Origin of the sequence: Shewanella kaireitica (assembly GCF_023284045.1) — a bacterium.
Taxonomy (GTDB): domain Bacteria; phylum Pseudomonadota; class Gammaproteobacteria; order Enterobacterales; family Shewanellaceae; genus Shewanella; species Shewanella kaireitica.
Genome location: NZ_JAKIKQ010000003.1, coordinates 176,745 through 199,727, shown reverse-complemented (window position 1 = coordinate 199,727; position 22,983 = coordinate 176,745). Strand labels below are relative to the sequence as shown.

The 22,983-nt window shown below is 43.2% G+C and carries 18 protein-coding genes; 10 read left to right on the top strand and 8 right to left on the bottom strand.

Annotated elements, in window-relative coordinates:
* Positions 1-87 precede the first annotated feature (87 nt).
* Entirely contained in the window at positions 88-1,665 is a 1,578-nt protein-coding gene (locus L2730_RS05855) for a BCCT family transporter (protein ID WP_248973732.1), read from the top strand.
* An 80-nt stretch (positions 1,666-1,745) separates the two neighbouring features.
* Here the strand turns inward: L2730_RS05855 and L2730_RS05850 are convergent, their stop codons facing one another.
* The 5 genes from L2730_RS05850 to L2730_RS05830 all read right to left on the bottom strand — a co-directional run bounded on the left by L2730_RS05850 (position 1,746) and on the right by L2730_RS05830 (position 8,835).
* Positions 1,746-2,462: a 3'-5' exonuclease gene (locus L2730_RS05850; protein ID WP_248973972.1), complete on the bottom strand. Its 717-nt coding sequence runs from the start codon at positions 2,460-2,462 to the stop codon at positions 1,746-1,748.
* Positions 2,463-2,465: 3 nt separating this feature from the next.
* Positions 2,466-4,349: a DUF294 nucleotidyltransferase-like domain-containing protein gene (locus L2730_RS05845; RefSeq protein WP_248973731.1), complete on the bottom strand. Its 1,884-nt coding sequence runs from the start codon at positions 4,347-4,349 to the stop codon at positions 2,466-2,468.
* Positions 4,350-4,838: 489 nt separating this feature from the next.
* Positions 4,839-5,288: an energy transducer TonB gene (locus L2730_RS05840; RefSeq protein WP_248973730.1), complete on the bottom strand. Its 450-nt coding sequence runs from the start codon at positions 5,286-5,288 to the stop codon at positions 4,839-4,841.
* A 171-nt stretch (positions 5,289-5,459) separates the two neighbouring features.
* Entirely contained in the window at positions 5,460-6,320 is an 861-nt protein-coding gene (locus L2730_RS05835) for a mechanosensitive ion channel family protein (protein ID WP_283105667.1), read from the bottom strand.
* Between the two features lie 226 nt (positions 6,321-6,546).
* A complete protein-coding gene (locus L2730_RS05830; protein WP_248973728.1) occupies positions 6,547-8,835 on the bottom strand; it encodes a peptidase U32 family protein in 2,289 nt (762 codons plus the stop codon).
* A gap of 112 nt (positions 8,836-8,947) precedes the next feature.
* On the opposite strand from L2730_RS05830, the gene L2730_RS05825 reads away from it, so the two are divergent.
* The 6 genes from L2730_RS05825 (at position 8,948) to L2730_RS05800 (ending at position 12,445) form a co-directional block, all read left to right on the top strand.
* Complete coding sequence (locus L2730_RS05825) at positions 8,948-9,616, top strand: glutathione S-transferase (protein ID WP_248973727.1); 669 nt, start codon at positions 8,948-8,950, stop codon at positions 9,614-9,616.
* Positions 9,617-9,679: 63 nt separating this feature from the next.
* The gene (locus L2730_RS05820; RefSeq protein WP_248973726.1) at positions 9,680-10,321 is read left to right on the top strand and encodes a Vat family streptogramin A O-acetyltransferase; all 642 of its coding nucleotides are present in this window, start codon (positions 9,680-9,682) and stop codon (positions 10,319-10,321) included.
* A gap of 48 nt (positions 10,322-10,369) precedes the next feature.
* Complete coding sequence (locus L2730_RS05815) at positions 10,370-10,777, top strand: GFA family protein (protein WP_248973725.1); 408 nt, start codon at positions 10,370-10,372, stop codon at positions 10,775-10,777.
* Positions 10,778-10,849: 72 nt separating this feature from the next.
* Positions 10,850-11,422 (top strand): GNAT family N-acetyltransferase, encoded by a 573-nt coding sequence (locus L2730_RS05810; RefSeq protein WP_248973724.1) that lies wholly within the window; start codon positions 10,850-10,852, stop codon positions 11,420-11,422.
* Positions 11,422-11,937 carry an SDR family NAD(P)-dependent oxidoreductase gene (locus L2730_RS05805; RefSeq protein WP_248973723.1) on the top strand — a complete coding sequence of 172 codons (516 nt, stop codon included), beginning with the start codon at positions 11,422-11,424 and terminating at the stop codon, positions 11,935-11,937. The genes L2730_RS05810 and L2730_RS05805 overlap by 1 nt, the downstream gene beginning before the upstream one ends.
* 184 nt (positions 11,938-12,121) lie before the next feature.
* Entirely contained in the window at positions 12,122-12,445 is a 324-nt protein-coding gene (locus L2730_RS05800) for an SDR family oxidoreductase (protein WP_428848440.1), read from the top strand.
* Positions 12,446-12,527: 82 nt separating this feature from the next.
* Here L2730_RS05800 and L2730_RS05795 read toward each other — a convergent pair whose 3' ends face one another.
* On the bottom strand, positions 12,528-14,600 hold the full coding sequence (locus tag L2730_RS05795; protein ID WP_248973722.1) for a TonB-dependent siderophore receptor: 2,073 nt from the start codon (positions 14,598-14,600) through the stop codon (positions 12,528-12,530).
* A gap of 520 nt (positions 14,601-15,120) precedes the next feature.
* On the opposite strand from L2730_RS05795, the gene L2730_RS05790 reads away from it, so the two are divergent.
* Entirely contained in the window at positions 15,121-15,885 is a 765-nt protein-coding gene (locus tag L2730_RS05790; protein WP_248973721.1) for a cytochrome b/b6 domain-containing protein, read from the top strand.
* Between the two features lie 85 nt (positions 15,886-15,970).
* On the opposite strand, the gene L2730_RS05785 is transcribed toward L2730_RS05790, so the two are convergent.
* On the bottom strand, positions 15,971-16,816 hold the full coding sequence (locus tag L2730_RS05785; protein WP_248973720.1) for a pseudouridine synthase: 846 nt from the start codon (positions 16,814-16,816) through the stop codon (positions 15,971-15,973).
* A 300-nt stretch (positions 16,817-17,116) separates the two neighbouring features.
* Here L2730_RS05785 and L2730_RS05780 point away from each other — a divergent pair, with 300 nt between their 5' ends.
* Positions 17,117-18,850 (top strand): phospho-sugar mutase, encoded by a 1,734-nt coding sequence (locus L2730_RS05780; RefSeq protein WP_248973719.1) that lies wholly within the window; start codon positions 17,117-17,119, stop codon positions 18,848-18,850.
* 1,057 nt (positions 18,851-19,907) lie between these two features.
* Here the strand turns inward: L2730_RS05780 and L2730_RS05775 are convergent.
* Positions 19,908-21,452, bottom strand: coding sequence for a KAP family P-loop NTPase fold protein (locus L2730_RS05775; protein WP_248973718.1), 1,545 nt, complete (start codon positions 21,450-21,452; stop codon positions 19,908-19,910).
* Between the two features lie 889 nt (positions 21,453-22,341).
* Between L2730_RS05775 and L2730_RS05770 the strand changes: the two genes are divergently transcribed.
* Positions 22,342-22,977 (top strand): class I SAM-dependent methyltransferase, encoded by a 636-nt coding sequence (locus L2730_RS05770; RefSeq protein ID WP_248973717.1) that lies wholly within the window; start codon positions 22,342-22,344, stop codon positions 22,975-22,977.
* Positions 22,978-22,983 lie beyond the last annotated feature (6 nt).

Sequence of the window (22,983 nt, the reverse complement as noted above, 5' to 3'; positions counted from 1 at the left end):
TTAGGAATCTATAAGCTGCAAGTTATCGTCAAATAAAGTAAAATAAACCCACATTTTTCGAATGAAATTCGTTCTAAACGAGGATCAATGAATATTAAAAAAGATAAATATAGTATTGATAATACCGATTACACAGTCGGACAAGATAACATTCAAAAGTGGGGGTTCGATGTTCACAACCCTGTTTTCGGGATCAGCGCTTCCTTAATTGGACTCTTCTTAATAGCGATATTAGTGGTCGACCCTGAAACCTCTAAAGCTGCATTAGACGGCATAAAATGGAAAATCATTGGTGCATTTGATGGTTTGTTTATGTGGTCTGCCAATATTTTCGTGGTGTTCTGTTTAGCCATGATTGTCTCTCCGTTTGGTAAAATCCGCTTAGGTGGCGACGAAGCCAAAACGGATTACTCGATGATGTCTTGGGTTGCGATGTTGTTCGCTGCTGGCATGGGTATTGGCCTTATGTTTTGGGGTGTCGCAGAGCCTGCTGCGTACTTTACCGGTTGGTATGAAACTCCGCTGAATGTCACGCCAAATACGCCAGAAGCTGCGAAATTAGCCCTTGGTGCCACCATGTACCATTGGGGACTACACCCATGGGCCATTTACGGTGTTGTGTCATTGTCGTTAGCATTTTTTGCTTACAACAAAGGCTTGCCGCTCTCAATGCGCTCGGTGTTTTACCCTATTTTAGGTGATCGTACTTGGGGTTGGCCTGGACATGTTGTTGACATCTTAGCGGTGCTTGCGACCCTGTTTGGTTTAGCAACATCGCTAGGGCTTGGCGCTCAACAAGCTGCAAGCGGTTTCCATCATGTGTTCGGCATGGATAACGGCTTAATGTTGCAAATAGCGATTATCTTTATCGTCACCCTGTTGGCTGTTGTTTCGGTTATTCGTGGCATTGATGGTGGCGTAAAAATCATCAGTAATGTCAATATGCTACTAGCGGCAGCTTTAGTGCTGTTTGTTGCCTTGGTGACCTTTGCAGTATCAATGGGCACGATCCCGACAACAGTAATGGGCTACATTGAAAATATTATTCCGTTGAGTAACCCAAGTGGCCGAGAAGATGAAGCTTGGATGCATGGCTGGACAGTATTCTACTGGGCGTGGTGGATCTCATGGTCTCCTTTTGTGGGCATGTTTATCGCACGTATTTCTCGTGGACGCACAATTCGTGAGTTTATGACGGCAGTACTGATTGTCCCTACCGTAGTGACCACGCTGTGGATGTCTGTGTTTGGTGGCGTTGCGATTGATCAAATCACTAATAAAATAGGTACCTTAGGCGAGAAAGGTTTAACTGAAGTACCATTAGCAATGTTCCAAATGTTTGATGCTTTACCAATGGGTAATATCTTGTCTTTGCTTGCTGTTGTATTGGTATTGGTCTTTTTTGTGACCTCATCGGACTCAGGCTCATTAGTGATTGATAGCATTACTTCGGGTGGTAAAGTTGATGCGCCAGTGCCTCAGCGCGTATTTTGGGCCTTTATTGAGGGAGCTATCGCTGCTGGTCTTGTTTGGGTTGGTGGCACAGAAGCCATTGAAGCCTTGCAAGCTGGCGCCATTTCTACTGCCTTACCATTCACCATTATTTTATTGGTAATGTGTGTCAGTCTGATCTTGGGACTACGTACAGAGAAGCGCTTTCGTTAAGCTGAATGTAGATTAGCAAAAAAGGCCGTGTGATTTATCATACGGCCTTTTTTATTTTTTATAGGTTTAATATCGAGCTATTATAGCCAAAGCTTTTTGATAGGGGTCTCAGGGCTGAAGTGGTGATAGATCTGTGCCTGCAGTAACTCAGCAGTTGCAATAGCATCTGTGAGTGCATCGTGTGGTGGATAGGTCGGTAGGTTATAGCGAGTACGACTATTGGCCAGGCGAATTGATTCGGGGCGGCCTTTTTTAAACCAATCTAAAAAGCGCTTTGGTTTGGCTTGTTGAACATCAGCTTCAATTTGCATGGTATCAACAACGGGGAAAACAATGCCTTCATTGATTAGACTTCGCAGTGCAGCATCGAAAAAGTCCCGTTCAATTCTGCGATAATGCACCACGACTATCTTACCCGCTAGCTCGTCTAAGAGTTGCTCCAATATTCGCAGCAGATCCGGCGCGCCTTTCAGGTCGGAATGGGTGATCCCGTGGATGATAACTGAATCTTCCTTGAGCTTGTCCTCTGGGGTAATAAACCAGTGTTTAGCTTGGCGACAGGCAATACGTCGCAGAGTGAATGGTACTAAACCAATACTGATGATGCTGTTCTCATTGGCATCAAGACCTGTAGTTTCAAAGTCTAAGGCGACAAACTTAATATCTTTCAGCGCTGTTTCACCATGATAGGTGCTGACATTGTAAAAATTGGTGAGGCGACTATCTTTACTTTCTTGCGCTTTAATTTGCAGAAATGCTTTCCAGTTCAACACCTCTTGGTTGGTGAAGTTTTGCATCATTTACCCCTGCATACTGTTGGCACTGTAGCGGAATTTTAAAAAGTTTTGCGCGCTGCTTAGTACTAAAAAAGCGTCCTTTAGATTTCGCCTTTCAAAGTCGGACATGTTTTCAGGTTCAATATTGTTATCAGGCTCCTGTTCTGCCTCAATATCGAGTGCCTGATGGCGGATACGCACTAAGGAGATGAACTCCATAGCATGTTGCAGGTCTTTGCCCTTTAACGGTGGTAAAATACCAGCCTCAATAATGTCTTCCAATCGATCAAAAGAGTTTTGTGATTGAGAACCAATAGCAAGCGCATGCACACGAATCAGATCCGCCAATGGTGCAGTACCGCGCCTTTTTAGGTTAATTGAGTTGTTGTGTCTGCCATCTTTTTCCATCACGAAATCTTTAAAAAATCCCAGCGGTGGCGTGCGGTTAATCGCATTTCTAGCAAGGCAAGCTAAAAAGCGGTTGTTCTTTTTCGCTTTTCTTAAAATAAAGGCGTTTAACTGTTCCGCCCATTTAGGTCTGCCATAGACGCCATAAAGATCGAAAAAGATTGAGCTATTTAGCAAAGCTTGTGGATTTGGGTTTTCAATCCAATCGGCGAAACACTCCTCCCATTGTGATTGTGTTTTTCGATATTCAGGGTTAGTGGCCATGATATCACCAGTGCAATAGGTATAGCCGCAGGCGGCTAATCCATCACACACAAAGGTGGCGAGTTCTCTAAAGTACTCACCATGAAGCGATTCTGAGTAGTCGTTATCGAGAATAATGGCGTTATCTTGATCGGTTACAATTAGCTGCTCGTCACGAGCCATCGAGCCCAAAGCTAAGAAGCAGTACGGGACTGGAGGAGGGCCAAGCTTTTCTTCTGCTAACTCTAATAAGCGCTGCTTAAAGCTTCTGCCTATCTCTGACATCGCGCGTCCAACCATGTGTGAGTTGGCATCTTCGTTTACCATACGTACAAAGCAATCCTTGAGCTGACTGGATAGCACAATGAGGTCATCAATACTGTTTTGCTGAAATATACTACTGACAATCAATAAACTGTTTTGAGACTCATAACGAATAATGTCGGTGACTTCTATTAAGCCAATAGGTTGCTTGTTTTTTAATATCGGTAGGTGATGGACGTTGTATCTAAGCATTAATAGCATTGCTTCGAAAATATAGGCGTTGTGATCTAAAGAGATAAGTTCAGTCGACATCACTTCAACTACCGGCGTATCAACGTCTAAGCCTTCAGCAATCACTTTAGCGCAGAGATCTCGAACTGTAATGATACCGACAAAGCTGTTGCCGCCCTCATCAGCAAGGTTAGGATCATGAATAATAGCAGCCGAGACATTCTCCTCTGACATAATGCTAGCAACACCTTGAACAGTGGTATTAATCGGCAGCATGACTGGCGCGCCACTGAGTAAGGTTTTTACTTTAGAGGTGGTTAGTGAATTGGCATCGTCACTATTATCTTCAACAGCTTGCTGTAATCGAATACTGCCTTCAACTTCTACAAAGTCTGCAAAGGCGTCGTACTGCTCACAAAGCTCACCAAAAACACTTTCAGGAATGCAGTACAGCAAAGTGTCTTTTACAGATTTTGCAGGAAAGCGAACCTTATTACGGGTTAGTAGCCCCATCTGTCCAAATAAGCCGCCCTGGTCAAGACGGTTATAGAGCTCGCCAGTACGACGATAAATTTCAACAACACCACTGCGGATCATAAACAAATCGTGGATCTCATCACCAAACTCGATGATCATGTTGTCTGCGCGGTAATAGGAGATCTCGACACTTTTCGATACGTCGATTAATGCCTCTTCTGGCAGCTGATCAAACGGTGGGTATTGGCGAATGAAATTTCGAATTTCAAGTAGCTCAGCTTCCATTAGGTACTCGATGTTGATGATAAATAGAATGTATAAACAATAGTATACCTGTTCTACATGAAGATGCTGGGTTCAGTGGGAGTTTAATGGACTTTAATCAAGGGATATATTAGGGGCTGTTGATTTTTCACGGTTGTTTTTGCCGCAGTTTATTGGCTATTTTGACAAGGCGGAGGCTATGCCGTTTAGTTATTCTCCACAAATAGTCTACAACACAGTAAAAATAGCCAAGAAACGCGGCCCTTTGGGTTCGATTCAATGCTTCTATTCTTTTATGACTAGAATGTGTTTTGAGCTTTTCACTTAGCTAGCTAAGCTTTATCGCTCAAGCCTTGTACTAGAAGCATTATTCCTTACGATAAAGAACCGAACAAAAACTAAGCTCGAAAGATCAACAGCCCCTAGTAACGTTAGCTTTGCTCCCTTTTAGATGCGTAGCTTTAAAGGGAGCGGTATGAGACTTGGTGTGCTTATGTTGATTTGATATCTTTAATTGGTATTGCAGGCAAGTTGAGTTTGCTGTTGGCACATTTGTAGTGTTTGTTCGGATGATTGATCATCTATACAGAAGTCGAGTCGTAATGTTCTTTTTTCTGTCTTAGCTTCACCCGCTGTTGAAACTGGAATCCATTTCCACTTCTTTAGCATTTTTCTAGAATATTTACCGAGGCTTCTGTGCGGTACTGATTGAATAGCCTCTATATTCTTAGCTTTACCAGATTCTGAAATATCAAAAGATAACACGGTGCAGCCTTGAAGTCCTTCACGTGCCAGCTCCATCGGATAATGAGGGGGGGCTGTGTTTTCGCGTTTCCAAAGAGCATTATCGGCTGGGCTGATGTTTGTTACTAGCACCTCCCCGTACACATTCTTACTCCTAGCGAAACTCGTCGTTGATATTGTCATCATAGCTAACGCGATAAGCAGTAAATATCTCATATACATTCCTTTGTTTTATCGTTTAAGTATTTGATAAGCGAGAATTGAACCTTTGCTATCCTTTGGTGCTGCTGAATGAACTGAGCAAATTAGTCGATTTTCCAGCTATTTTGTAAGCATAAAGACTGATCACTATACCTTTGTTTTATAAGGTAACAATAGTAATAAAGTCTATATAGTAACCGCTGATTGTTCAGTATGTGCCTCTTTTAGTCCAAAAGCTTGATGGTAGGCAATCATAAAATCTTCTCTTATCTGTTGCTCAAGGTGTATGGCTCGCTCTGTCGGACAGAAAATCATAATATGCACTAATTGCTCGCCAGCGGGACCGCTGTTGACGTGGATATGGGGTTCACTACCGGGTAGATCTACACCAGCATGTTTTTCAATGATGTTGTTGTACCGCTTTGCCACTTCATTAAAGTCTTCACAATGCTGCTCTATTTGGCTGGTAAGTGCTGGGAATAGCGGGTAAAGATTAACAAATTCAACCACTGTGATATTAAAGCTATGGTAAACATAGCGTTTCATAAAGTTTAGATTTTTTACGGCATAGGTGAAAAACATGCTGTTAGGCAAGGTGGCTGTCTTTCCTGTGAAATGGTATTGACCATGGTGCAAGTCGATCTCTTGAATCACTGTGGCCATTAGATTGTGCTCTATCACTTCACCACAAATCTTGCCAACTTCAATCCAATCGCCGATCACAAATGAGCGAGAACTTGCCCGCTGAATCGAACCGGTAAAGCAAAGAATGATCTCTTTAGACGCGACCACGAAAGCGATAGCTATCGCGGTAACAGATAGGGCAAACTTGCTTATTTCGGTTTGCCATAGCATGAATAAAATCATGACGATGATAAAAAAGGTGCTGTTTTTGGTGCGTGACATCCATTTACGTTGTACATCAGACAGGAATGCGACGTCGCCTCTAATCCGCGAAATGATAAAACGCTTCACTAGCGAGATAAGTACGATGATTAACACCGTTAATAGGAGTTTGTGCTCGAGAAAGAAGTCGACGACTAGCATTATCTTGTCCACAAAAATGGCTACCTCTATTGTTTTTTCAAGCGATATTAAAGGTTGGTTAACCTTGACACTATATAATTACTTTATGGGGATTTCGATTGTAAAACAAGGTGCTTAATAAAGACTTAAGAATTGCTTTAGGTCTATGTTCAAGGATAGAGAGCTTGCAAAAAAGCCAGAGTTGAACAACTTATTATTCCTGGCTTTTTTGCAATTGTCCGTTAATTTATAACCCGTTGTGGTACTGCTGTACTGTTGATTGCGTCACCATGCTATCAAGCGTAGTAATAGCACTGTGATTACCAGCAAGCAGTTGTTCAAACTGGCTAATTAATTGCGCTTTATCAGGAGATGGTTTGTCACCAGCACCTATGTTGGTGAGATCAACCATAAAGCCGTCAAACAGGTGGGCTAGATCGTCAATAATCTCAGTATTTAAGAACTGATCTTGATTATAGATACTCGGATAACCTGCCTTTTGCTTATCAATGGCAAATTCATCACCTTTAAGGTTAGTAATGCTGGTGGACTTATCACAAGAGAGCATACAACCATTGTCGATGCGGGGTTTCTCACAGCCAACACTTTGTTGGAAAAAGCACTGGCGGCTGGCCATCAGTAAAATAGGGTGGTAGATGCTATACATCATTTTAAAGTTTGCCGGGCGAGCTATATGCTTGATTTGCTGCTGATTGATCTCATTTGAGATAAATGCGCCGTGGCAATCAAACTGCTCCTGCATCGCTAGCAACGCATAGGAGTTGGTAGTATTTAAAAATGGGCCAGCAATCCATTTTATGCCTAACTCGTAGGCGCGATTAGCAATACCGGTATTATTGGTCACGATCAACGGCGGTCGTACCTGCTCTAAAATGTTCAATGCAACGTCGTAATCTTTACCAATTAATACCGATGGAAACCAAGGGATGAGTCTTGGGTTTTGCTTGAAGAAATCAACATACTTAGTGCAGCCGCGCTTATAGGCGTCAGGCAGCTTGAAGTAAATGTCGGCATCAGTGATGTCGGCAAGGGCAATATCCGCTTCATCACAGATAAGCAATGATAACTTAGGGGCTTCCCCTACAGGCTTTGGGTGCTTCTCTAATTTGGGTAGATCTATTGCAGGTAATACAGCTTTACCGTGATGAAGGGCTAACAACAGCTGCTTTTTCAAGGTGGTTAACTCTTTAAATGGAACACTCAAGCCTGCTACTAATGCTTCAGTTTGCAGGGTAAGCTCAAACTCTGCATTGTTTAAGCTCTTGAAGCGTTTTTCTATCGCGCTAATATCGATGCTGGCATCATCACTGCTGCTGAGTAAGCTACGAGATTGAACGGTAAAGGTTTTGTTGACTAACTGAGTTTGCCCAACAACAAAGTCTTGAGTGCTAACCGTGATCGATAGCGGCTCGCCTATTTGACCAGAGAATGTCAATGTTAGTGGCAATTTAGCGATACTTAAGTGTTTGATTTTATCATCGACGCTTGCTTGAATTTGGCTTTTTTCCTGCTGCAGTGTTTGCTCTGCATCATGGATCTGCACCACCGAAATAGACTGGGTGCCGTTTTGAGTCAGCTTGTCTTTGAGATGATTCTTTGAATTATCGCGCGGGTTATCGATAAACATCGACTGATTCAAATCACCCTTTAAAAATGAATTGGTGAGATCGCGGTTAAACACCTTATATAAACGCTCGCCATCTTCAAGTAGCTCGCCGGTTTTCAGGTAGCCATCTATCTGTTTTCGGAAACTATCAATCACTGTGTGAACGTAGCTTGCGCCTTTGATGCGACCTTCTACTTTAAAGGAGTGCACGCCAGCTTCAATTAATGCGGGTAGATCAAAAAAGGCTGAATTATCTTTAATATTAAGTGGGAAGTTATGCCCTGACTCAGTCGTTTCGTACTCTTCTCGGCAGGCTTGACTGCATCGACCTCGGTTGCCTGAATTACCGACACTGGCAGAAGTTGAATAGCATAGACCCGAGAAAGCGATACAAAGCGAACCATGAACAAACACCTCGGTGGTGATGTCATGTTCACGACCGGTTGCCGTTAGCGCAGTAATTTCACGTAAATTAAGCTCTCTTGAAAGGTTAACTCGCGATGCGCCAAGCTTTTTAAGAAACGGGATCTGCCCAGCGTTATGAGTGGTCAACTGAGTCGATGCGTGCACATCTAATGTTGGAAAGTGCTTTTTAATCAGCTGGAACATGCCGATATCTTGCACTATCACGCCATCTAAGGTGGTGTTAACCAGTTTGCTCAGTAGCTTGGCAAGGGTTTTAAACTCGTTTTCTAAAATCACAATGTTCAGTGTGAGAAATATTTCGCACTGGTATTGGTGGGCGAGACGAATGATACCAACCAGTTCATCAAAGGAAATATTAGCTGCACGGTTGCGCGCATTAAAGGTGTCTAAGCCGCAATAAACAGCGTCGGCTCCAGCAATAATAGCTGCTTTAATCGCATCAATATCTCCGCCTGGTGCTAATAATTCTATCTTTGGATCCATGGTTACCACTTGTCGTTAGCAATTTAATGGGGGGATGTTACCCGTATATTTTGCTAATGAATATCGTTAAAGTAAATTATTCACATTCTCTAATGGAGCGACTTGAGCAACAATGAGTGAAATCATGGCATTACCTGTACTGTATTCTTTAAGAAACTGCCCTTACGCAATGCGGGCTAGAATGGCTATTTACGCCTCTGGTCAGCAAGTACACCTGCGAGACATAGTGCTTAGTGATAAGCCCGCTGAAATGCTACAGGCTTCACCTAAGGGGACGGTGCCAGTGCTTGTCACCGCAGATAACCAGATTATTGATGAGAGCTTAGCGGTCATGTTGTGGGCATTTACCCAGTCCGATCCTCAAAATTATCTCGGTGGAGACAGCCCGAGTGCACTCGCTGATATGCTGTTATTGATAAGCCTATTTGATAGTGAGTTTAAAGGGCACCTAGAGAAATACCGCTGCTCAAAGCGCTATCACGAACCATCGCTCACTGAAGATAGAATGCAATGTGAGCGCTATCTTGTTGATTTAGAATCACGACTTTGCCGCCATCAATACTTGATGTCAGATAAACCCAGTTTGGTCGATTTAGCGTTAGTGCCGTTTATTCGCCAGTTTGGTCGAGTAGAGCGGCAATGGTATCTGCAAGCGCCATATCCGAAGTTAAGGCAGTGGCTAAATAGCTATTTGCAGAGTCGATTGTTTAGTAAGGTGATGACGCAATACCCAATGTGGTTAGATGCGAAGCAAGACATTGTTTTTAGTAACAGAGTTTAATGCGTATTACATTCCCAATGTGTGTAATCGATAAAGGTTGAAAGATAGAAAACAGGAGTCATTATGTTTGGTCCAAACCCCGATGATAAATCGCCGATGAAAGGCTTCCCGCAAGTGGGGTATTTGAAAAACTATATAAAGGGCGACAACATCATAGTCGGAGATTATACCTATTATGACGATCCCGATGGTCCTGAGAATTTCGAGAATAACGTGCTTTATCATTTCCCCTTTATCGGTGACAAACTGATTATTGGGAAGTTTTGCGCTATTGCTAAAGACGTCAAGTTCATTATGAATGGTGCTAACCATAAGGTGTCTGGCTTTTCGAGCTACCCGTTTCAGATTTTCTCTAATGGCTGGGAAAAGGTGATGCCGAAAGAGGGCGATTTACCTTTTAAAGGTAATACACATATTGGCCATGATGTGTGGATTGGCTATGACGCGACGATTATGCCAGGGGTCACAGTGGGCCATGGCGCCATTATCGCCAGTAAGTCGGTAGTGACTAAAGATGTACCTGCATATGGCGTGGTTGGCGGTAACCCCGCTGAACTTATTAAACTCAGATTTGAGCAAAATATTATTGAGAAACTTGTCGATATTGCTTGGTGGGATTGGACTGCTGAGAAAATTACTACCAACTTAGAGGCCATAGTTGGCGCTGATATTGCCGCCTTACAACAAGCAACGGAACCTCGATGAGTAATAGATTGTAACCTATTAAACAGTTAATCAAGGAAAGACAATAGCATGTACTTAGGACAATGTTTATGCGGTGAAGTTAACGTGGCCATTAGTGGTGAGATAAGTGAAATTATTCATTGCCACTGTTCACTTTGTCGTAGAAATAGCGGCACTGCTTATGCGACCAACGGATTTGTTGCCGCGAGTGACTTTGCCATTACCAAGGGGGCGAGTTCATTAACTAGCTTCTCATTTAAACCAGGCCGTCAGCGTCATTTTTGTCAGTATTGTGGCTCGCCGGTTTATAGCTCGAACGCTGAAGACCCTAGCCGAGTCAGGGTGCGATTAGGGATTATAGAGTCTGATATTACTGAGCGGCCCATCTCGCACAACTTTGTGAGCTCTAAAGCCAATTGGGATGAGTTGGATGCAGCTCTGCCCCGATATGATGGCTTTGAGCCAGGCCGCAGTTAATTAACGCATCAGTGTCATCAATGAACAGTAATAAAAAAGATTAAATGGAAAGTGTATCTAGGGAGTAACACCTTGCAAATTAGATTAGCTGAACAAAAGGACATGCGAGCATTTTTTAGCTACCTCTCGCGTCAACTTGCGGAAAACGGTGTTGGCGGTGCAGCGATATTTCAGCCTATGTCTCGTAAAGAGTCTTACTTGAGCGACGCGATGAAATCTCGCTTCACACATGGGATAGCGACTGAAATGGGTGAGCAAGGTTGGCGTAAAATGTTATTAGCATTTATTGACGGTAATATCGTTGGTCATATTGATATACGCGCTCACGCTGAAGGACATACCGCTCACCGAGCTTTATTGGGTATGGGAGTTGATGCTACTGCTCGTGGGAAAGGACTCGGTAATGTGCTTATAGAGTCAATTTTTAACTGGACGGCAGCCCACACCGATATTGAATATATCGACTTGTGGGTATTATCCAATAATCAAGTGGCCTGTCGACTCTATGAGCGCAGCGGTTTTACCAAGTGCGGTGAAGTAGCAGACATGTTTCGTATCGATGGCACCCCTCAATCTTACAGTATGATGTCAAAAGCGGTAATGCCTGCAAATCTACTTGCTTCAGCTGACAGAGAGGAACGCTGATGACTCATACCAATATTAGTACCAGTCAACATAAAGTGGCGATAGTTACGGGTGCGAGCAGAGGCATTGGCGCTGCAACCGCTAAGTTATTGGGCGCACAAGGATATAGTGTGTGCGTGAATTACCATAAGCAATTACAAGCTGCAGAGCAGGTTGTCAACGATATAAAGTCCGCGGGTGGACAAGCTATTGCCATTCAAGCTGATGTATCAAAAGAGGTGGATGTTGTCAGGCTCTTTGCTGAAACGGCGCAGCAACTGGGCGTAGTGACGCACCTAGTGAATAACGTCGGCGTGTTGTTTACTCAGTCAAAGCTGGTCGACATGAGTTTAGCGCGGTTTAATCGCGTGATGAATACCAATGCCAGTAGCTGTTTCTTATGTTGCCGAGAAGCCATTAAAACAATGCAAGCAGGCAGCGCCATCGTTAATGTCTCCTCTGCAGCGTCTAGAAGCGGCGCACCCAATGAATACATACCCGTTCAACTTCAAAGTGCAGGTTTCAGAGCTGCCTGAGCGGATTCATTTCAAGGCGCATTGTTGTAATAATGACGTTTCCTTATGAAGTAATGCAACATAGAAGTGGATATGCTCAGACGCTCCCGTTGGGTGGGTTTAAAAGTGGTTTATACTGCGTTACAGACCTTGACAGTAGGCTAGCTATTGCACAGCGGTCTAAGCCTTGTCTAAACCACTTTTTATTCCCACTGAAATCCCGCATCTTGAGGTCGAACGGGTATATTATTATGCCGCATCAAAGGGGGCTATGGATTCATTGACCAAAGGTTTATCACTGGAGTTGGCTGCTGATGGAGTACGCGTTAATGCAGTGCGGCCAGGCTTTATTCATACCGATATGCATGCCGATGGCGGCGAGCCTAATCGCGTTGAAAGGTTAAGTCCACAAATACCACTGCAGCGGGGCGGGGAGCCTGAAGAGGTTGCTGAAGCAATTGCTTGGTTGCTGTCAGATGCTGCTTCCTATGTGACAGGGTCATTCATTGATTTAGCTGGTGGAAAGTAACTGAATATCCGTTTACCGTTGTAACCAAAAAGCCCAGACTTGAGCCTGGGCTTTAAAATATCTAATTGGGAAACTTAAGATTTTAGAAAGTATAACTTACGCCAAACTTAACCGTTCTTGGTTTACCCACATTCACCTCACCATTTTCACCGCCACCTAAGTAGTCAGTGTCAAATAGGTTTTCGATGTTAACTCTTAGCTGTAGATCTTGCCCTGCCACAGGTATAGCGTAACTAATTCCGGTATCAACACGAGTATAAGCATCTTTTTCAAAGGTATTCGCTGCATCACCAAAACGTTCACCTTCGTAAAATGCACCTAGGTTTACGGCTAGTCTGTCAGTGACTGAATATTTAGCCCAGATTGAAGCTGTCCATTCAGGTACATCTTCAGGGCGGTTACCCTCAAATTCATCGTGTGAGCTATATTCCGCATCGAGATACATTAACGAGGTGATTAAAGAGAGGTCATCGTTTATTTGCCCCATGCCACCAAACTCGAATCCACGATGGCGCTGTGCGCCGCCTTGGGTGGTAATAGGGTTATCAGAGGTGCCAGCATTCGTTAGAATATTCTCTCGTTCGATATCAAACACTGCAGCGTTTAAGCGGATTCTTCCCGATAGCAGTTCCCATTTAGTGCCCAATTCAACCATTTTGCCTTTAATTGGGTCGAGCTCTAAACCATAGTTGCCATCTTCATCGTCAAGTACGCTGCCTTGTGGCTCAAAACTCTCACTGTAGTTGGCATAAATAGAAGCATTGTCGACCGGATGGTAAATGACTCCAAATTTAGGTAAGACTGAATTGCTGTCGGCATCGGTTTTGTCTTGCTGATCGTAGCGCACGCCCAGTAACACTTGCCATTCATCGGTGAGTGAGATCAGATCTTGAGCAAACACACCGTAGTATTGGTAGTCTTCGCTAGAAGCTTTAGCGTCGGCATAATCTAAGTCTGGCTGAGGCACAATAACGCCAGTATTGATATTACCGTTGTCCATTTTCCCTTTCACTTTGAGTGAGCTGTATTGATGGTCAACATAGTTACCGCCAAATAGCAGGTCATGTTGCATACCCGCGAGTTCGATAGAGCCAACAAAGTCAAAGTAAAATGCCTGCTGCTGCCAATCTTCAAGCTTGTTGTAAGGCTTATTTTTATAGCTGCCAGTGTCTGGGTCGTAACTGCTAGTCTGTGGCTTGCTTTCCCAACGTTCACGTTCATTGTGCTGCTTGTTGTAACCTGCTGCAAATTCCCAATCGTCAGACAATTGGTAGCGTAGATCGGCGCCATAGTTTTCACTTTGGGCATCAATTTTGGTCCAAGGCATGTCCCATATCATCTCGTTACCACCAACAACGTCGCCATTGTCATCGACTAGGGCGCCACTGTCTTGGCCTGCAAGTTCATCAGATTTGTCGTAGTGTAGCGATAGCGTGAGGTCATCGCTAAGATCGAAATCAGTCATTAAACTACCAACGAAGAAGTCACTCTCCTGTGCGCTGCCATCTTGGTACTCACGCCAGTTCTTGTTCTGCTCCTTTTCAAGAACCGCACGATAACGAATAGTTTGTTCATCATTTAAGCTGCCACCTGCATCGAGTGAACCTCGAATCGAGCCGTGCTCATCACCCTTAATGCCTAGGGTTAAAAACGAATCGTAAGTTGGTTTTTTAGTGACCAAATTTACAAGGCCACCTGGTGTTGATTGGCCGTAAAGCAAGCTTGATGGCCCTTTTAATACTTCAACATTTTCAACCAATGCCATCGGTAAGCGGTACTTAGAAAAATGCTGATGGCCGTCTTTGAGCAGGTTAGTACTTTCATCCAAACTAAAGCCACGCAAACTAAAGCGTTCTCTGTCGGTGGTCACTCGACCAATTGAAATACTCGCATCATTCTTGAGCGCATCACCCAGTGTGCGCACTAACTGGTCATCCATGATTTCTTTAGGAATGACGACTACAGATTGGGGAGTATCTAGCAAAGATACATCTGATCGCATCGCACCATGGGCTTGATCGGTTTTGTAATGCTGCTGGTGCCCAGTCACTGTGATGACCTCGATATTGGTATCATCAACAGTGGTTGCGAGTGCTGAACCTGAGTATAAAATGCCTGTTACTAGCGCGGAAATTAGCTTTACTTGAGTATTCATGTGGTCATGCCTTTATAGCTCTTTGCGACGACAGCTCTTACGTAAGCTAATTTCGATATTCCGTATCAAATGTTAAGCGCAGGCTAAAGTTAATTGAATTATGTTGTAGAGGTTTGCTTTATGGGTGCGAATGCTAATGAGAATTGCTATCAATAGCAATTTTAATTGGTTGTTGTCTGAGCACTTGATTCTGCTGTTGATAATTTATGTGAGCATTGTCACTTGTGGTCGTTATTGATTTTTATAATTCAATAACCCTTAAAGCCCCTTTGTGTAGGGCTTGTGGGCGTATTGATTCTATTTTACTTAGCGGGGGCATATGCGGGATAATTAATGAATATTAACTGAAACTTAATTTCCCAGGTTTATAATGACTTTTTTGTCACCTTCAATTTGGTAGCAACTTGGTATCAATTAGTTAGCAATAAGGTCACTGAAATAGTGGTTTTACAGCGCGAGTAAATTCGCGGTTGATTTACCTTTATTACCATTTTAAAAGGCTAGGGGATCTAGAAGTAATATGAACGACAATTTGAGTCATAAAACTAATAATAACAAAGCGGAAATTGGAGTCGTAGAGTATCGAGTTTGGGATAAACCAGTTAGGATTTTCCATTGGATTAATGTCATCCTTATTACAGCGCTCATGTTTATTGGATTAATTATGCTGTTTAAGCCTGAACTTGGGATCAGCGGCCTACCTGCAAAGATCAAACTGAAAGAGTTACACACTATCATTGGCTATTTGTTTGCCATTAACCTTCTCGTTAGGTTGGTGTGGGGTTTTGCGGGGAACCATTTTGCTAAGTTTGCCAGTATGCGTCCAAAAATCAGCGAGGTTACCGCTTATAAGCAACGCTTAAAAATCGGTGAAAACCCTCAGTACCTTGGGCATAATCCTATCGGCAAGTTTGCCGTGGTTACGATAATGGCTTTGTTGGTTGTAATCATGGTAACTGGGTTAATGCGCGCTGGTACTGATATCTATTACCCACCATTTGGTGGCGCTGTCACTCGTTATATCGCTGCGGATACTGTTGACCCGACAACCATAAAAGCATACGACGATACTGGGGTGAATTTAGATAAAAAGGCCAACATCAAGCCTTATAAAAGTCTTGCTGGCGACATTCACCTGTACAGTGTTTATCTGTTAATGCTGCTGATACTCATGCATGTCATCGGTGTGATATTTGCTGAGTTGCGTCATCAACCAGGGGTTATTTCAGCGATGTTTTCAGGCAAGAAACGTATAGCAGGCAAGTGTGAAGACGGTAATGAATAATGGCTAACTGATGTCCATCAATGATACTTGATTAAGTTTTTATAATAGAAAAGGCCACTGCTTAATAGCCGTGGCCTTAGTTTTATCAACTTGTTTTAAAGTGAGGTCGATAAGCTTGAGGTAGCTCAAACACCTTATCTTGATGGGTGATTGGGCAGATAAAGTTTAAGTAACATGAGGTGAGCTGTAAATTGGGCGTCGATTCATTGCCATTACCGTGCAGTCTGTCACCAATAACAGGATGACCAACACTTGCCATATGCACCCGTATTTGATGTTTACGACCTGACTCGATTTCCACCTGCACTTTAGACTGATTTAATTCACTATTGTATTCAAGCCTATGGGCGTGAGATAACGCTGACTTGCCATCTACATCACTATTGATAGTGATTTTTGAATCTGGAAATTCACCCTCGACGATCACTTGATAGTATTTATCTAAAGCGCGAGTTTCAAACAATTTGGCAATAGCCGCAGTGATCTTTTTGCTATGACCCAGCACAATCAATCCGGTGGCAGCGAGATCGAGTCTATGGATAATATAAGCACTACGAGCGGGCGTTAGACGTGTCTCTGCAAAACGATTAATCGTGGTGTGGTCGCTCCATTTTGACCCTTGGCAGCGCATACCAAATGGCTTATACCAGACGCTATATTGTCCTTCATCAAATAGTAACTCAGCAGCTTCAATTTGTTCATCTAATACTGCTTGATTGTAATAAAGATGCAACTCATCACCTTGATTAAGCGCTTTTTTTGCTCGTCTTAAACGGTTGGTTTGTTTACCGTGAGTGAGCCAAACCGCACCTTTTTGCATCGCCTGCTTGATTAACTGTTTGCTCAGACCTGTTTGCTTAGCTAACAGGCTGACAGCATCAATTTGAGGATCGATGACTTTGATATGGCATTCAGTTTTTTGCAGGCTCATGGCTTGGTTACATAGTCTTTAAAGATTGGCCAGCTATTTTACACTAACTACTGCAAGCGCTGCGACCTCTATCTATCAATGTGTTTAATACGAGCGTATCGAGGCAACGATTTTGTAAAGAACGTTGGCAGCTGAACATACAGGATGAAGGCGTTTGGCTAGATGTAAAAATTTTAATGCAAATTATCTTGTTCTCGCTATGAGCTAGGCTTAATGTGGATCTTAATCGTTTTCAATTGCAGTAACCGACACTGGTATTAATCAGTGCGGCTATTTAGCAGGTAAAAACTGGAGTGAATCATGGATACGCAGTTAAAGTTTAGAGTGCAAAACTGGCTCAACAATGATCCCGACCCATTAATGCGCGCAGAGCTACAGGCTTTGCTTGACGCTAATGACAATGAAGCCATAGCCGCGCGCTTTGCTGGGCGTTTGGCATTTGGTACAGCAGGCCTTCGTGGCGTAGTTGGCGCAGGGCCAACTCGAATGAATCGTTTAGTGGTGCAGCAAACTTCTGCTGGTCTCGGCGCATATCTACAGGCACAAGTGAGTGACATTGCCACTCGCGGTGTAGTCATTGGTTATGATGGCCGCCACGACTCACAACAGTTTGCTGAAGATGCAGCCAGTGTATTATGTGGATTGGGTATTAAAGTGTACCTGACCAAACAGATAGCAGCCACGCCGCTGGTGGCATTTGGTGTGCTGCACCTTGGTGCAGGAGCGGGCATAGTGGTGACCGCGAGCCATAATCCACCGCAATATAACGGCTATAAAGTGTATTGGGGTAATGGCGCGCAAATTATTCCCCCCCATGATAGCGGGATTGCTGCATGTATTGAAAAAGCGGCCACCGAGCAGATAAAGCTGCCCACGTTAGATGAGGCCTTAATGGCTGGCCATTTACAGATCTTAGGGGATGACTTTTACCAAGCTTATCGTGATGGCGTGCATCAGTCGCCAGTGTTACAAAATAACACTGAGCCCGCACAAGTCAGCCTCGCTTACACTGCTATGCATGGCGTGGGTAATGAGATGGCGTTAAACGTGCTGCAAGATGCTGGCTTTGACAACGTTTACTCGGTAGCGGCGCAGTCACAGCCCGATGGTGACTTTCCCACGGTGAATTTTCCAAACCCTGAAGAGAAAGGGGCGATGGATTTAGTCATTGCAGAGGCGAAAAAACATAACGCGATGTTGGCCTGTGCTAACGATCCGGATGCCGACCGATTTGCGGTTGCCGTGCGCACCGCTGATGACAACGATCAGATCAACTATCAAATGCTCACAGGCGATCAAGTCGGCGTCTTGTTTGGTCATTACTTGCTATCACATGCCAGTGACAACCAGCGTTTAACTTGCACAACGATTGTGTCATCAAGCCTATTATCAAAAGTGGCCGCGAGCATGGATGCGACTTGCACAACCACACTCACCGGCTTTAAATGGTTAACCAATGTGGGTATGAGCGAGCAAACAGATGCTAATCAGTTCTTGTTTGCCTATGAAGAAGCACTCGGGTACACCCTTGGCACTATGGTGTGGGATAAAGATGGTTTATCGGCGTTGGTTGGATTCGCGCAGCTCACTGCAGAACTTGCCAGTCAAGGGCAAACGATTTGGGACAGATTGGAGCTCATCTATCGGCAGCATGGTTTCCATCTTAATAGCCAAGTGAGTATCGCATTAAAGCCGACCACACCGAATATTGGCGCTTATCTGCGTGATAACCCGCCGCAAGCAATCGCAGGGCATAAAGTGGTATCAACCGATGACATCAGTATAGGCAAACGCCTTTTTGCCAATGGCAGTGAAGAAGCCATTAATTTGCCTACCAGCGATGTGCTTATCTACCGCCTCGATAACCATGCCAGAGTGATTGTAAGGCCATCAGGCACAGAGCCAAAGATTAAGTGCTACTACGAAGTGGTCGAGACTATGAATGCAAACGACACGCTAGCCAGTGCACAGCAAAGAGCACAGGCTAATATGGACGCATTTATTAACGCTCATCAAGCAGATTTGCCTAAATAGCTTAATCGCCATTTTAAAATTGAGAAGCCACCGCAAGGTGGTTTTTTATTGGAATAGACGGTATTGATTGCAATGTTAGTGGCGTTTAACCTAAATAAGAAACCATTTTTGCATAGGTATGAGGTAGCCTGAGGAATCTAAAGATCAGTATCGAGGTTAAGCAGCCAAGCGTCATGCAGCTGCATTAAGCTTTTGTAAGTCGCCGAGAATATATCCCTATAGGCTCTGCTAAATCATCCATGATTTAGAAGCTCGCACAACCCAAACCAGATGAATAACGAGTAAGTCTACTTTAGTCGCTAACTCGCTTTTGGACAAAAGTTTGTTGGTGCTTAAAGCACTTCTGCATCTAAAAGCCAAACCAATCAAACTTCGTTTGATGTAAGGTCGTGGCGCTTCGCCCACACCCGAGCCAAGGGGGAAAGCGCTTGTCCCCCTTAACAAACCCTCAGCGCCCCAGACGAAGTTGTATCCCTTGTACTTATTCGAAATAACCTAACGCTTCCGATGGGACATCCTGTCCCGCGAAAGCTATGCCCACGTCCGTGTGGGCATTACCGCTATTTCTTCAACGCACTTCGGCAACTCCAATGGGGAGTGGGTGTATTGGGTGAGTCTGTAATGGCTGTTAGTCACTAGATATCTGCCTAACGGGCAAGCTAATTATTGGACAGAAGCCACTTAGAGCATTGAGCCTGATTAGACTGACATTGATAAGAAAAAGTATCTTAATTTATCCAAAGGCTATAACTCGCACCGCCTTGATCTTCCAAAATACAAGACCTACCCCGTAATGGCATGGATGCCAAAGAACGGTTTGCCCCACGAAAACTACTGCCACAACCATGTGGCACTTACACTATTGTCTCCGACGCCCTGCGGCAGGGAAATCTATTTACCTAGCCAATTCGCTATCCCTAGCTCTCGTTCATAAGCTCATGACTGCGTCATATTCACCTTCCAACGGGGACTAATTGTAGCGTTAGCCGCTATTTGAAATACTTAAGACGGTTTGCTCCCTCTTAGCTTCCCCATCTGAAACCAAAGCAGAATTAATTTATGAATCAAATGAAGTTGCCAATTCTACCCAGTTCTTATAATCACCCTTTGATTGCTCTAAGCTAAGCATCTCCACACCTATAAAGTTTTTTATAGGTGCAGACTGATTTTGATCTCTTGAACAAATGTGTGTTATTTCAGCAAGGTACTTTCTGCTATCGGTACTTGTGTGAGTGCTTTCAAGTTGTACTGATAGCAACTGAATATAACTTACCGAATGCTTTCCATTTTCAATATTTATCTTGTATCCGCGGTTTCCAGATGAAACGTATCCATCCTTAAAGTATTTATATGGCTCTAAATTCAATTCAATTAGCTTCCCAAACTCTTCATTAAAAAAAATCTCTTGAATGATTCTAGGATGATGATAAAGCTCATTCTTTCCTAATGGACATCTCTCGAACATAATATCTTGATAGTAATCAAAATACCGATCATGAATAATCATCAAGGAACAGAGCAGTAAAATATCAATTTTCTTACCTTCAACCGTAAAAAGAACGGCTTTTAACTTATCTACAAGTTGCTCTGTTTCTCGAAGCGGTAATGAAAAAACATCTGCAATGGAAGCAACTAGATATGATATGTGTTCAACATCACTATCTATGGCAGGCCAAATTACCTCATTAAAGTTAGCAAGTTGTGACTCGCTCAAGCTAGAGAGTTTATTTTGGATAAACTCTAACCTAGGCTGCTCTTGCAATGTACAGCGCCTCTGAAAGAACCTACTTAAATATACATTGGCATTAAAATCATTCCCATAAACAGCTTTCACGGCATGTTGTAATTGCTCTGTATCGGTTGCGACAACAAAAACAACATTCGGCATATCAAAGAAATGCTTGATGACCTCTAGCATTTCTACAGCATAAGTTGGGCGGCATCGATCTAACTCATCAATAAATATGAATGTTGGGTAACTTTTTTCTGTACAACTAAGAGTGTCATTTATGAACGCAGCTATTGAGTCTTTAAATTCTTTGATGCTCTTTAATTTTGAATCATGATCTTTAATAATTGCGCTAACTAACTTCCCAGAAGCGTCTGCAAAATCTTTGCTTTCAAATGGATTAGAATCGTTGCTTTCGTTGATAACCTTGTCGACATCTATGCCGCTTAATTTCTTTACAACAGCTTTAGTTATCTCTGGGCTAGCTTGTTTACAGAAACCCCAAGCTTTACTTCCAATGTTTTGTATCTTTTGTTCACATTCACTCTGGGATTGAGCGCGAAGCTGAGAGATAATTGAGCTAATAACGGCGAGCATGGGATCATTCGAAAAATCTTGCTTCCAAGCATCAATATATACTGTAGGATGAGCTTCATCGATAGAATGCTGCCAACGCTTAAGGAAGTATGTCTTGCCTGTCCCCCAGCCTGAGTTCAAGTTTAGTACGTAGCCTTTTTGTGCCTCACCAATGAGAAAATTAGTAAGAAAATTAGCGTACTTAGCACGGTCTAATTTATCAGAGCTAAATTCGGAAACACGCTCCAATGTGACAGAGTCACTCCAATCAAACTTGTAGCTACACTCATTTGACATAATAAGTTCTCATTAATCAACCTGTTAAAATAAGCATTTACACTCTATTCAGACCAGCAAGGTTAAATACTTAAACATTCCTCAGCTAGCCACTTAAGATACTGATATAGTTTATTTTTGTCTACTTTTATACGCTTTTCTTCATGTTCTCCGTGGTGACGCGCTCTCTTTTACTCTATTAGCGCTAATTTATGACACGCTAATAAAAAAGATGAAAAAGGTATAACTTCTAGATTGTGCATAAACTTTCTGATTAGCTTTTCTATAGCTAAAGCTTTAGTAGCTCTATCGCAGTTTTGAAATCCGAAGTTCACTTAGGGGCAAAAGTTAGTTTCAAAAGCTTACAGAACACACAACTCCCCATCGGAGTTGCCGAAGTGCGTTGAAGAAATAACCGTAATGCCCACACGGATGTGGGCATAGCTTTCGCGGGACAGGATGTCCCATCGGAAGCGTTAGGTGATTTCAAATAAGTACGAGGGAAATAACTTCGTCTGGGGCGCTGAGGGATTGCCAAGGGGCGCAAGCGCTTTGCCCCTTGGCTCGGGTGTGGGCGAAGCGCCACGACTTTTCTTTTACTTAAAATGGAAGCAAAGCTTCATGAACGTAACTTGGATTGGGGCATAAACGTGCTAGACCCTAACCTAACTCTGGGAAAACGGTTTACGAAGCCAATAGAAAACACTTATTCCCTGTCGAAGTTGCCAAACTACGTTAGCTTATAATGCTAGAACGCACTTGCGGGTTAATAGCATAGTTAACTCGTAATTGAACCTTGCTTGAATTAGCTGTTGTAGAACAGCTAATTGCACGCTAGTGTAGATGATTAAATAATAAACAACATCAAAATTAGAATTCATACAAAGCACCAAGTGCTAGGGAATAGGCAATGGATAATAATCAAATATCGGTCAATACTTTTGATAAATTAGCGCAAAGGTATGAAGACAAATACATGGATCTTGCGATGCATGCTGATACTTTTGATTCTTTCATCAACCATCTGCCAACTGATGATGCCCGTGTGTTAGAGCTGGCTTGTGGGCCAGGAAATATTACCAAAATGTTGTTATCTGAGAAGCCAAATTTGTCGATATTGGCGACGGATCTCGCGCCCAATATGTTGCTGCTTGCTAAGAAAAACAACCCTAAAATTGAAGTGTTGCAGTTAGACAGTCGCCACTTAAGCAAGGTTACAGAAAGGTTCGATGCAATAATGTGTGGCTTTTGTTTGCCTTATCTTGATAGAGATGAGGCTATTGCACTTATCGATGCCGCGGCTGAAAGGCTGAATCCTCAGGGGGTTTTGTATTTAAGTACAATGGAAGGGGAGTGCCCAAAAGTACGCGAGGACACTTCAAGTGATGGTGATAAGGTTTATACCTATTTTCACCATGCAGAGCTGTTAGTGCCAGCATTGAGCCGACGTGGTTTTAAGCTATTGGCACTAAAGCGTAAACAGCAGTTAAGCCCGATTGGTGAGGTGACGGATCTATTTATCACCGCTAGGCTAGATGCTGACTAAAATGCA